12 protein-coding genes are annotated in these 12,149 nt (G+C 70.1%); all 12 read right to left on the bottom strand.

Features of this window, described 5'->3' with window-relative positions:
• Positions 1-63: 63 nt before the first annotated feature.
• Entirely contained in the window at positions 64-1,521 is a 1,458-nt protein-coding gene (locus tag ACFWCK_RS00880; protein ID WP_233312633.1) for an MFS transporter, read from the bottom strand.
• A gap of 181 nt (positions 1,522-1,702) precedes the next feature.
• A complete protein-coding gene (locus tag ACFWCK_RS00875; RefSeq protein WP_378804111.1) occupies positions 1,703-2,755 on the bottom strand; it encodes a hypothetical protein in 1,053 nt (350 codons plus the stop codon).
• On the bottom strand, positions 2,742-3,353 hold the full coding sequence (locus ACFWCK_RS00870) for an RNA polymerase sigma factor (protein WP_378804110.1): 612 nt from the start codon (positions 3,351-3,353) through the stop codon (positions 2,742-2,744). The genes ACFWCK_RS00875 and ACFWCK_RS00870 overlap by 14 nt, the downstream gene beginning before the upstream one ends.
• A gap of 25 nt (positions 3,354-3,378) precedes the next feature.
• Entirely contained in the window at positions 3,379-4,401 is a 1,023-nt protein-coding gene (locus ACFWCK_RS00865) for a hypothetical protein (RefSeq protein ID WP_378804109.1), read from the bottom strand.
• 151 nt (positions 4,402-4,552) lie between these two features.
• Positions 4,553-4,909 (bottom strand): Fe-S protein, encoded by a 357-nt coding sequence (locus tag ACFWCK_RS00860; RefSeq protein WP_233310448.1) that lies wholly within the window; start codon positions 4,907-4,909, stop codon positions 4,553-4,555.
• 100 nt (positions 4,910-5,009) lie between these two features.
• Entirely contained in the window at positions 5,010-6,434 is a 1,425-nt protein-coding gene (locus ACFWCK_RS00855; RefSeq protein ID WP_378804108.1) for a DUF222 domain-containing protein, read from the bottom strand.
• 381 nt (positions 6,435-6,815) lie between these two features.
• Positions 6,816-7,289: a 6,7-dimethyl-8-ribityllumazine synthase gene (ribH, locus tag ACFWCK_RS00850; protein WP_378804107.1), complete on the bottom strand. Its 474-nt coding sequence runs from the start codon at positions 7,287-7,289 to the stop codon at positions 6,816-6,818.
• On the bottom strand, positions 7,286-8,575 hold the full coding sequence (gene ribA / locus ACFWCK_RS00845; protein ID WP_233310451.1) for a GTP cyclohydrolase II: 1,290 nt from the start codon (positions 8,573-8,575) through the stop codon (positions 7,286-7,288). The genes ribH and ribA overlap by 4 nt, the downstream gene beginning before the upstream one ends.
• The gene (locus tag ACFWCK_RS00840) at positions 8,572-9,228 is read right to left on the bottom strand and encodes a riboflavin synthase (protein WP_233310452.1); all 657 of its coding nucleotides are present in this window, start codon (positions 9,226-9,228) and stop codon (positions 8,572-8,574) included. Before ACFWCK_RS00840 ends, ribA begins: the two co-directional genes overlap by 4 nt.
• Entirely contained in the window at positions 9,228-10,310 is a 1,083-nt protein-coding gene (gene ribD, locus ACFWCK_RS00835) for a bifunctional diaminohydroxyphosphoribosylaminopyrimidine deaminase/5-amino-6-(5-phosphoribosylamino)uracil reductase RibD (protein ID WP_378804106.1), read from the bottom strand. The genes ACFWCK_RS00840 and ribD overlap by 1 nt, the downstream gene beginning before the upstream one ends.
• A 287-nt stretch (positions 10,311-10,597) precedes the next feature.
• The gene (locus tag ACFWCK_RS00830; RefSeq protein WP_378804105.1) at positions 10,598-11,473 is read right to left on the bottom strand and encodes an Fpg/Nei family DNA glycosylase; all 876 of its coding nucleotides are present in this window, start codon (positions 11,471-11,473) and stop codon (positions 10,598-10,600) included.
• A 96-nt stretch (positions 11,474-11,569) separates the two neighbouring features.
• Complete coding sequence (locus tag ACFWCK_RS00825; protein WP_378804104.1) at positions 11,570-12,139, bottom strand: GNAT family N-acetyltransferase; 570 nt, start codon at positions 12,137-12,139, stop codon at positions 11,570-11,572.
• Between the last annotated feature and the right edge of the window lie 10 nt (positions 12,140-12,149).

Below are 12,149 nucleotides of genomic sequence, written 5' to 3'. Positions count from 1 at the left end.
ACACAGATACGCGGCGCTGCATCAATTGAAATGATGCAGCGCCGCGCGTCGGCGAGAACCGGATCAGGGCAGGGTGGGCACGCCCAGATCGTCTTCGTAGGCGTGATCCTTGGTCTCCGGGATCAGGATCAGCGCGATCAGAGTGAGCACGGCCATCACGGACAGGTAGATGCCGACGAACACGGGGGATCCGTCGGCCAGCTGCCACAACCACACCGCGATGAGCGGTGCGACGGCGGCGCCGAGGATCGACGACACGTTGTACGCGACCGCGGATCCCGTGTAGCGCACATTGGTGGGGAACAGCTCCGGCAGCAACGCGCCCATGGGGCCGAAGGTCGTGCCCATGAGCAGGAAGCCGAGGATCAGGAAGGACTGGGTCAGCACCACGGCGAACGGCTCCCCGGCGTGCTGGCCGAGGAACAGCGGGAACGTGAAGCCGAACAGGATGATCGCGACTGTGGTCCAGATCAGGAGCTTGCGTCGGCCGATCCGATCCGCCCAGGGGCCGGACAGCAGGGTGAAGACGCCGAAGAACACCACGCCGATGATCTGCATCACCACGAAGTCGGTGTAGCCGAAGCCCTGCCCGGGGTAGAACTGCGCGGCGAACGCGGTCTGGTCGAAGGCGGCACCCTTCGCCTCTGCGGCCTTCTGCGCGGCGGCGGACGCGATCTCGACCGACCACGGCTTGGTGCCGAACGACAGGGTGAAGTTCGTCATCAGGTAGAACAGCACGTACGTGGCGAGCATCACGAAGGTGCCGAGGACGAGATGCTTCCCATGATGGCGGAACACCGTGGCGAGCGGCAGTTTGCGGATCGTGCCCGTGTCCTCGGCGCGCTTGAAGGTCTCCGACTCGACGAGCTTGAGTCGCACCCACAGGCCGATGATCACCATCACGGCCGAGAACAGGAACGGTACGCGCCAGCCCCAGCTGAGGAACGCCTCCGACTTCAGCGACGGATCGGACGCGTGCGGCAGCAACGCGTTGATGATGAGGAACAGGCCGTTCGCGATGATGAAGCCGAGCGGGGCGCCCAACTGCGGGAACGACCCGTACCAGGCGCGCTTCCCCTCGGGGGCGTTCTCGGTGGCGACCAGGGCGGCCCCGGACCACTCGCCGCCCAGCGCGAAGCCCTGCGCCAGGCGCAGGATCAGCAGCAGCAGCGCGGCCCACCAGTTGATCTGCTGGAACGTCGGCAGCAGGCCGATGAGGAAGGTGGCGATGCCCATCGTGAGCAGCGAGGCGACGAGAGTGGCCTTGCGGCCGTACCGATCGCCGAAGTGGCCGAACACCATGGCGCCGATCGGGCGCGCGATCATGGCGGCGCCGAACACGCCGAAGGAGGCGAGCAGGGCGGTCGTGTCGTTGCCGGTCGGGAAGAACAGGATCGGGAAGACGAGCACCGCTGCGGTCGCGTAGACGTAGAAGTCGTAGAACTCGATCGTCGTGCCGATGAGGCTGGCGAGGATCACCCGCGATCTGGGGTTCGCGGGTGCGGTCGTGGCGGTGCTCATGCTGTCCTCCGGTCGGTACATCGATGGCGCTCGCCGGTCCCCAGCCGTGCGACGAGCACGGGGGAGTCTACGCCCGGCGTTCAGCCGATCCACAGGTGGACACGCGCGCGCCGCGGAGTGTGACGCCGGCACGACTCGGATCCGGTCGTTACCCGTTCGACCGGATCCGAGTCCGCCTTCTTCAGCGCGACAGCCAGGCCTTGTACTCGATCACCGATCCCGCCGCGACGTTCAGCTTCATCGCGGATCCGCCCGCGTAGATGGTGTCGGCGGCGATGATCTCGTGCGTCGTGGCGCTCAGGACCAGCGTCGCTGTGAACTGCGGCCGTGCCGAGGAGGTGACCTTGAGCGCGATGCCGGCTCTGCCGAGTCGGTCGGTCACGGTCCCGAGCGCGCTCACGTCGCCGGCTTCACGGATCAGCTGCAGCGCCGCGGCCTGCTGCGCCGGGTTCAACGCCCAGCTGTCGCGGATCGAGCTCACGACCCCCCAGATCGCAAGCGCATCGGCGCTCCCGCTCAGCCCGACCCGTTCCTCGATGTAGGCCCGCAGCCCCGCCGCGTCGGACGGCGGCTCTGCGAAGAAGAGGTTCGAACTGCGGTGCCCGGTGCCCGGCAGAGCCGAGCCCTCCTTCGGCGCCTTGCCGGCGGGGGGGACGATCGTGCCGTCCTTGGTGACGGAGTAGGGCGCGCCGGTCCGCGATTCGAGATGGCCGGTGCCGTCCGCATCCCACACCCATTCCTGCCACTCCGGCACGATCACCGGATCCGCCTTGCCGTCGTCGCGCAGGGCCCAGCGCACGACCAGGGCGTCGCGGGTCGCGGCTCGAGGCGGGGTCGTCTGCAGCGCGGCGATCGAGGTGGCCAGCACCTCGTCAGCCGTCTGCGCGATCGGCTGGGCCACGAGCGCCGGCGGCGTGATCGCGTAGGCGGGCGCGGCGGTCAGCGGGCCCAGGGTGAGCCCGATCGTGACGACGGCGGCGAGTGCTGGTGCCGCCCAGGCGGCGCGCAGCGCGATCCGGAGAGGCCGGGACGTGCGGGAGCGCCGGCGCAGGGCGGCGACGCGGTCCCCGATGGACCGTCGGCCGGTGGCGCCCGCGCGAGACGGCGCGGCCGCCTCGTCCAGCATCCGGTGCAGGCGCGCCCAGTCCGCGGCGGTCGGCTCGCGGTCGCTCGGCGTCGTCGCCGGATCCGCCTCACGGATCAGCGTGTCGAGAAGATCATCAGTCAGCGGCATACGTCATCACCCCTTTCCTGGGCGTCGGTGCGGATGGATTTCTGTCGGATCCGGGATCCGGATCCGGACGGGGTGGAGCATCGGCCGCAGGCTCCTGCAGCAGCAGGCGCAGGGCGGTGCGCGCCCGGCTCAGCCGTTTCCAGGCGGCAGCGGTGCGGCAGCCCACGACCTCGGCGATCTCGTCGGCGCTCAGGCCGTCCCAGTAGTGCAGTTCGATCACCTCGCGGTCGGCATGGCGCAACAGCGAGAGAGCATGACGCAGTTCGACGTGCGCGGCGTCGTCGTTCTGCCGGGCGCTGGTGGCCAGGTCCCGCAGCCCTTCGCGCTCCCGGTCGCGCTTGCGGTAGGCGTCGCCGACGAGGTTGCGCGCGGTCTGCAACAGCCAGGGGCGCCGGTACGGCTCGCGCTCGTCGAACCGCCGCCACGCGATCTCGAAACAGTCCATCGCCAGCTCCCTGGCGTGCTCGCGGTCGTCGACGCGTCGTTCGACGTAGCGCAGCACCGCCGTGTGGTGCTCGGCGAAGAGCGCCTCGAAGGCTGCTCTGCGCGTGTCTGCCGGAATGCCCGGAGGTGGGGCGCCGGGAGGATTCGCGTGCATGATCGGGGTTCCCGTCGGTGCCGGATCAGTGCAACGGCGGGTTGTCGGCGATGATCTGCCGGGCCTGAGCCGTGAGCGACTCGATGTCGGCCTTCATCTTCTTCAACTGGTCGGCGTGCTTCAGTACGACCCTGAACTCGGCGTTCCACTGGGCGTCGTAGTACGCCTTCGTCCATCCGCTGGAGTCGCGGCAGGTCGCATCGGCGACCGCGAGCTCGATCTCCGCCGGCGTCGACTTGCGTGGGCCGGCGGTGTCGGGGTCGACCTCGGTGTCGCCGTAGGTGCCGCCGCCCGTGGGGAACTTGGTCGGCGGAGGTGCATAGAATCCGAGCTCGATGCCGAGCTTCTGCGTCGGCATCTGCTCGCCCTCATCGCCGACGGGCGCAGAGATCGAGACGTCGTAGCCCGCTGCCGTGATGCACCGCTTCCACGTCGCGGCCGCCTTCTTCACGACCAGATCTTGAGGGACCTTCTCTGTCTCCTCGTACATCCACATGCCGGTCGTGTTGAAAATGTCGCCGGCCTTTAGGCCGTCGAACGTCTTGCGGCTCTCGTCGCGGCAAGCCAGTAGCGTGGTGTCGAGCCCGGGCGTGGATGCTCCGATCCGATTGAGTCGCTCGAAGCTCCGCGGGTCCGGCTCAGGGCCCGGCATGTAATTCGCGGTGTAGCCGTACTGCCTCGCGATCTCGACAGTGAGCTCGGGGAACGCCGACATGTTCTTCGGGAAGGCGAGATAGCTGGCATCGTCCGTGGGCTCGACCGGGATCGGCCAGGAGAAACCGTCCTTGCTCAGGCAGGTCTCCATGCGCCGGTTCTCCGCGTAGTTCACGAGGCGCACGAGCGATGCGGCGGAATACTCGTCCAACGGCATCACCCAGCGCGTGATGTCCTTCTCCGGCAGATCGGATACCACTCCCGCCGTGCTCGCGGGCTTCTGGCCGATTGCGCTCGCGGGCGGCGTCGCGCACCCCGCGATCGGCGCGATCAGGGCGGCGAGGGCGAGGACGGTGAACGTGCGGCGGTGGTGCTTCGTCGCGGTGCGGGTCATGCGGAGCCTCTCTTCCCGAGCCGTTCTCGACTCTCACCGTAGAGGTTGCGCTGCGGCCCGGATCCTGACATCCGGGTTTCGGGGAACACGACGAACGCGGGACCGGAAGACCGGATCCCGCGTTCTTCGTCGAAGTGCGCTCAGGCGCGCATCACCAGATCGCGGCGATGCCCGCGTTCACCGCGGTCAGCACGCCGACGCCCCAGAACATCACCGGCGGAACCGCGGCGCCGCGCTTCTGCCGTGCGGAGCCGATGCCGATCAGCGCGCCGATGATCAGCAGGATGACGAGCTTGGTGCCGATCTTCGCGTAGTTCATGCTCACGCCGTCGGGCAGGCCCCACGGTGCGGCGAGGACCAGGCCCGCGACACCGGCGATCGCGAGGCCGGTATTCATCAGGCTGGTCATCTGCTTCTTGCCGCCGAAGGCCTGCACGGCCCAGGCGCCGAAAAGCGTCGCGAAGCCGAGCAGGTGGATGAACAGCACGATGTGGCGCAGGGTTTCCATGCCCTCAGGCTAGGCCCGGGCGCGTTCCCGCGCCAGGTAGGCGCGCCTCAGCGTGAGCGTGGGCGGTGGGCCCTGCGCGTGGGGAGGAGTGGCGCAGGGGTCAGAACGGCGCTGGTTCTCGGGCGGGTGGTGGGTCGGGTTCGTCGGTGGTGAAGGTGACGGGTGCGGGTGGCTGGTCGATGTAGGTCGCTCCGGCCGGGCTCGTCCATTCGAGGATCCCGGCGCCGCGTTGTTTCACGGTCCAGGCGGTCTGATGCTTCAACACATGATGTCGGCGACACAGCCCGCCGAGGTTGCCCTCTTCGGTGGCTCCGCCGAACGCGGCGTCTATCGTGTGGTCGAGATCCTGCGTGATCGGCGGGAGCCCGCAGGTGAAGAACCTGCATCGAGAATCCCTCGCATGCAACAGGCGACGCAGATCCGCGTTGGGGCGGTAGCGGTCGACCGCGAGGATCGCTCCGGTGATCGGGTGGGTGAGGACCCGTTCCCACGCGACCGCATCACCGGCGAGGATCCGGGCGGTGTGCGTGTCGATGGGTTGTCCGCCGGCGAGTTCCCCGGGCTGTTCGGTGCGGACACCGAATGCAGGGCTCGCGCCTGTCGGTGAACCGGATCCGCCGCTGGTGCCGGTGTCTGCGGCCATGGCCGTGAATGCCGGGACGGTGACTTCGACCCGCGCCTGGATCGCGGACAGCAACCCCGCGACCGTGTCGTGCCCGGACGGCGCACCGGTGAGGAGAGTGTCGGCGCACAGGTCCGCGCGAAGCTGGTCGATGGTGCGGTCGTCCGTCGGATCGCCGAGACTCTCCGGGTCCGGGGTGAGTCCCGCGGCGGCGTCTTTCGCGACCGCCGCATTCGTGGTCTTGATCATCCGGGCCTGCTGGGTGAGGCGGTCGTAGATCCCGTCGATCACCGCGGCGGAATGGATCAACCCCAAGGCCTTCTGACCATCGCCGAGGTCTTCCCGCCACACCCGACGCTGTTCTTGCGCGTCCTTGTGCCGTTCTGTGAGCGACCGCGGCGCGAGTCGCTCGGCGAGGCGTTCCACGACCCGCTTGGCCCGGTGCGGGGTCTCGCCCTCGCACGCGGCGACCGCCGCCTGTTCGAACTCGGCCCGCACTTCGTCATCGAGACGCGCCCCCGCGTCTTGGATGAGCCGGACATGGGCGGCCCTGAATCGCGCGTCCGTGAACGCCTGCATCGTGACCGGGTACCGGGTCATCAGCTCCGCCGCCCGGGCCATCCGGCCCTGCACGACCCGATCGGACATGCGCAGCACCCCCGCCAGCTCCGCCGCGACGCTGCGCGCGGCGAGATCGACCGACTCGCCCCGCCCGGATCCCGCGTCGGCTGCCAGACCCTCAGCGAACCGCTGCGCGACCGCGAACTGCGCTTCCCGCACCGCCTGCAGTCGCACGATCGACGCTTCGGTGTCCTCCAGCATCGACGCCAGCGCGGCGAGCACGACGGCCGGATCCACCGGGTCCGCCCCGGGATCCGCCACCGTGCCGGTCACGTTCGCCATACCCTCATTCAACTCGGGGCTACCGACATTCCGGACTCGAAAATGACCAGATCAGAGGCGAGAAATGTCACGGTATGGTCACGACCCGGACTTGTCCCGCGAGAGCAGCCGGCTGAGCACAGGGGCCTGTGCTGAGCCCGCGGCACTGCACGTCAACACGTCGTGCAGACGACGGCAGTCTGGAGGCCCGCACGGCACAGATCGTGCCGCACATCACCGCACCGATCGATATCGTCGTGCCCGAAGCGCTTCGCCCTTGGTCTCGCTGCGCTCGCTCAGGGACCGATCCAATGCTGGTCTCTGAGCTGCTGGCCCTTGGAGGAGCCCAGCGACGAGATGAGGGGCGCTGGATCGCTCAAGAGCGCGCTCAGGACCGACGGCTCAGCCGCGCAGCGACCGGATCACCTGAGCGGTGCGCAGGGCGGCGTCGGCCGCCTCGGCGCCCTTGTCCTCCTTGGAGCCTTCGAGGCCGGCGCGGTCGAGCCCCTGCTTCTCGTCGTCCAGGGTGAGAACGCCGAATCCGACGGGTTTGCCGGCGTCGAGTGCGACCCGGGTGAGGCCGTCCGTGGTGGCCGCGGAGACGTACTCGAAGTGCGGGGTGCCGCCGCGGATGATCACGCCGAGCGCGACCACCGCGTCCGCACCGCCCGCGAAGGCGGCCTGAGCGGCCACCGCGAGCTCGAAGGATCCGGGGACCCGCACCAGACGGTGGTTCGCCCCGGTCTCCTCGAGCACACGCTGCGCACCTGCGATGAGGCCGTCCGTGATCATCTCGTGCCAGGTGCCGGCGACGATCACCACGTTCAGACCGCTCGCGTCGATTCCGCCGGTCTCCGGTGCTCCTGCGCCGCTCATACGTCGTTCCTTCCGTTCTCCGCGCCGTTCGCGGCCAGGGCGGCGGCGAGATCGGACTCGCCGATGATGTGGCCCATGCGGTCGCGCTTGGTCTCAAGATACTGGTGGTTGTTGGGCCCGACGCCGACGATCAGGGGGACCTGCTCGATGACATCCAGCCCGAGCTCGCGCAGCTGCGCGACCTTGTCGGTGTTGTTCGTCAGAAGGCGCACCTTCTTCACGCCGAGGTCGGTCAGGATCCCGGCCGCCGCCGCATAGTCGCGTGCATCGGCCGGAAGACCGAGGGCGAGGTTGGCGTCGACGGTGTCGAGGCCCTCCTCCTGCAGGGCGTAGGCGCGCAGCTTGTTGATCAGGCCGATGCCGCGCCCCTCGTGACCGCGCATGTAGATGACGATGCCGCCGTCCTGCTCGATCGCGTCGAGGGCTGCCTCCAGCTGGGGCCCGCACTCGCACTTGAGGGATCCGAAGGCCTCGCCGGTCAGGCACTCGGAGTGCACCCGCACCAGCGCCGTCTCCGTGGGCTCGCCCGAGACGACCGCGATGTGGTCGGTGCCGGTGACGCGGTCCTTGTAGGCGAGGAAGCGGAACACGCCGTGCGTGGTGGGCACCGTGGCATCGGCGCGCAGGCTCACCCGGCGGCGGGTGTTGTTCGCGACGCAGTCGGCCTCGTCCCGGGGGTCCGTCTCGTTGAGGTGCGCGATCAGCTGCTCGATGGTGATCACCGGGATCCCGTCGCGCTCGCCGAGCTCCATCAGGCCCGGCAGACGCATCATGCTGCCATCCTCGGCGACGACCTCTGCGATCGCGCCGACCGGACGCAGACCTGCCAGGCGCATGAGCTCGACAGCGGCCTCGGTGTGCCCGCCGCGCTGGCGCACGCCGCCGTCGACCGCACGCAGGGGCAGCACGTGCCCGGGGCGGATGAGGTCGGTCGGGGTGGCGGCCGCGTCCGCCAGCACGTTCAGGGTGCGGGCGCGATCGGCGGCGCTGATGCCCGTGGTGACGCCGGAGGCAGCGTCGACGCTGATCGTGTACGCCGTGCTGCGGGCGTCTTCGTTGGCCTCGACCATCGGCGGCAGGTTCAGCGCGTCGGCGATGTCGGCGGGCATGGGCGCGCACAGGTACCCGGAGGTCCAGCGCACGGTCCACGCGACCCACTCGGGGGTCGCGAGCTCGGCGGACAGGATGACGTCGCCCTCGTTCTCGCGGTTCTCGTCGTCCGCGACGAGAACGGGGCGGCCGGCGCGGAGCGAGTCCAGCGCCTCGGCGATCGTGGAAAGGCTCATCGTGAGCCTCCTTCCGGTGTGGCGGCGCGGTCGGCGCCGGTGTCTGCGGCACGGAACGCGAGCAGTCGCTCGACGTGCCGGGCGAGGATGTCGGTCTCCAGGTTCACCCGGTCGCCCGCGGCGCGGGATCCGAGCGTGGTCGCGACGAGCGTCTCGGGGATCAGGGACACCTCGAACCACGGAGCCGGGGCGGCGGGCTCGCTCACGTCGCTGACGGTGAGCGAGGTGCCGTCGACCGAGATGGATCCCTTGTCCACGACGAGCGGGGCGAGGTCGTGCGGCAGGGAGATGCGCAGCACGCTCCACTGCGCTCCGGGGCGCACTTCGAGCACCTCGCCGACGCCGTCGACGTGGCCCTGAACGATGTGACCGCCCAGACGCGCACCGACCGGCATCGCCTTCTCGATGTTCACCCGTGTGCCGATCTTCGCGCCTCCGATCGCGGCGACGTCGAGCGTCTGCTTCATGACGTCGGTGTCGAACGTGTCAGCGGTCGAGCCGACGACCGTCAGGCACACGCCGCTGACCGCGATGGACTCGCCGTGCACCGCGTCGGACGCTGCCTTCGGTGCGCGCACGGTGAGGCGCCAGCCGTCGCCGGCGGGGGTGATCGCGGTGATCTCGCCGATCTCCTCGATGATTCCGGTGAACATCAGACTGCTCCTTCGTTCCGGGAGGGGTATTCGTCTGCGGGGAGGGCGAGCGCAGCCGTATCGTCGGCGGTGCCGGCAGGGCGGCCGATCGCCAGCAGATCCGGGCCGAGCGGCAGCCACTGGTCCACGACCAGGCGCTGTGCCCGACCGATCGTGTCGACGCCGATGTCGCCGAGGGCGAGCTTCGGCCCGCCGAGCAGCACGGGGGCCACGTACGCGAGGACTTCGTCCATCAGCCCGCCGGCGAGGAATGCACTGGCGAGGGTCGGGCCGCCTTCGACGAACACGCGCTGGATGCCGCGGTCGCGAAGATCCGCGAGGATCGCGGCGAGGTCGTGCCCGGGGTAGAACAGCGGCGCGTGCGGGTGGCGGCGCACCGCGGCCTCCGCGGGGGTCTCTCTGGCGCCGATCACCACGGGGACGGGCTGGTGGGGGAGCAGGTCCTCCCCGTCGCGGGCGGTGAGGGCGGGATCGTCGGCCAGCACGGTGCCGGTGCCGACGACGATCGCGTCGGCCGCGGCGCGGCGGCGGTGCACGTCGGCGCGGGCGGCGGGGCCGGTGATCCACTGGCTGGATCCGTCCGCCGCTGCGGCGCGGCCGTCCAGGCTCTGCGCCCACTTCACCGTCACGTGCGGCCGACCGAGGCGCTGCACCGTGAGCCAGTCCCGGATCAGAGCCTCCGCGGCATCGGCCTGCTCACCGGCGACGACGTCGAGGCCGACGGCGCGCATGCGCTCCGCGCCCCCGCCGGATCGCGCGCCCGGGTCGTCGAGGGCGTACACCACGCGGGCCACGCCGGCGTCGATGAGGGCCTGGGCGCACGGTCCGGTGCGGCCCGTGTGGTTGCACGGCTCGAGCGTCACCACGGCGGTGGCGCCGCTCAGCTCGGCGGTCGTGAGCTTGGAGAGGGCGTCGACCTCGGCGTGCGGAGTGCCGGCGCCCCGGTGCCAGCCCTCGGCCAGCACGTCTCCGGAGGGGGAGAGGATCATGGCGCCGACCTGCGGGTTCAACCCGCGGGGACCGCGGCGCGCGATGTCGAGTGCGTGCGTCATCGCCGCCCGCTCCACCGCTGTCGCCGTCATGTCGCCTTCCTCATCCTGGTCCGGATCACCGGGGGTCGGGGCGCACGTCGATCGTGCGTGCTGCCTCTCATCCGGACTCGCGAACCTTCGCTCGCATCACCGTCGGTCCCGGAATCCCACCGGATCGGCCTCGGATCCCTGTCGGATCCTCGGTTCGCGGACTGTCACCGCCGGTTCGGATTCTCACCGACCCCGGAGCACGTTGTATTGCTCTCAGCTTAGTCAACGCGCGGATGCCGGTTTCATTCCGGCGGATGCATCTGTGACGCTCCATGTCGCGGAGGGGGTCACTTCAGCAGCCGCGACAGCCGGCGGTCGGCGAGCACCTTGCCGCCGGTCTGGCAGGTGGGGCAGTACTCCAGCGAGCGGTCGGCGAAGAACACACTGCGCACCGTGTCCCCGCACACCGGGCAGGGTTGGCCCCGGCGGGCGTGCACCTGCATCCCCCGTCGTTTCGCGTCCTTCAGGTCGGCCGGGGGCTTGCCGCTCGCCTCCGCGACCGCTTCGCGCAGCGTCGACTGCATCGCGTCGTACAGCCCGGTGACCTCGTCCTCGTCGAGGCCGCCTGCGGGTGCGTACGGCGACATCCGCGCCGTGTGCAGGATCTCATCGGAGTACGCGTTGCCGATGCCGCCGATCACCGCCTGGTCGCGCAGCAGACCCTTGATCTGGGTGCGCCGGCCGTCGAGCAGCGCCGCGAACACATCGCGCGTGAACGACGGGTCGAGAGGATCCGGCCCCAGACGCGCGACGCCCGGCACGTCGGTCGGATCGCGGACGACGTACACCGCGAGGGACTTCTTGGTGCCGGCCTCGGTGAGGTCGAAGCCGCTGCCGTCATCGAACGCGATCCGCAGGGCGATCGGCGACTTGCCGGGGCGGATCAGCGTGGTGGGCAGGGCGTCGTACCAGCGCAGCCATCCGGCCTTCGCGAGATGGAACACGAGATGCAGCTGCGGCTCGGCGGTGCTCTTCAACGTCAGATCCAGGAACTTGCCGTGCCTGGTCGACGCGGTCACGCTACTCCCCGCCAGGGCCGTCACCGGGGGATCGAACGTCTTGAGCGCCGCGATCGCCGACACCGACGCGCGCGTGATGGTGAGCCCGACCGCTCGTCCGGCCAGGAAGTCGACCAGCCCCTGCACCTCAGGCATCTCCGGCATGGCTTCATCCTGCCACCCGCGTGCGACATCCGGGGCAGCGCGCGCGAGACAGGGCGCGCGGTGGCCGTGCACCTGCCCGTCGAGGGAGGGCGGGTGTCAGCCGAGGTCGATCGGCCAGGCGACCGGAGTGCGGTCGTCCGCGCGCAGTAGCCCCGCGATCCAGCCGTCGTCGCGCCCGCGGGGGCTGGTCAGGAACTGACGCTGCGTGCCCTCGAACCGGAAGCCGAGGGCACGAGCGCTCCGTGCGGACGGGACGTTGCCCACCACGGCACGCCAGGTGAGGCGCGCGAGGCCGAGTTCGGTGAAGCCCCATTCGATCACGGCACGGGCCGCCTCGGTGAGATAACCGTGACCGCGAGCCGGAGCGGCGATCCAGTACCCGAGCTCGGCGTCCCCACCGGTCCGGTGCTCGGCGATGTGGTGCAGCCCGATCGCGCCGACCAGGACGTCGCCGGCGAACATCACCCACACGGTCTCGGATCCGTCCTCCCACCACTCGCCGGTGAGCCGGATGAAGTCCTCCGCATCCTCACGCGCATAGGGGCTCGGAACCGTCGTCCAGCGCGGGATCTCCGGATCCTGGCACGCCGCCGTGATCGCGTCCGCGTCGGCGGGCGCCGGCGCGCGGAGGACCAGTCGCTCCGTGCGGAGAAGCGCGGGTCGCATCTCGTCGACC

Origin of the sequence: Microbacterium sp. NPDC060117 (assembly GCF_042729315.1) — a bacterium.
Classification (GTDB): Bacteria; Actinomycetota; Actinomycetes; order Actinomycetales; family Microbacteriaceae; genus Microbacterium.
Note: the sequence above shows the minus strand (reverse complement) of the source record. Positions and strands in the feature narration are given on the sequence as shown.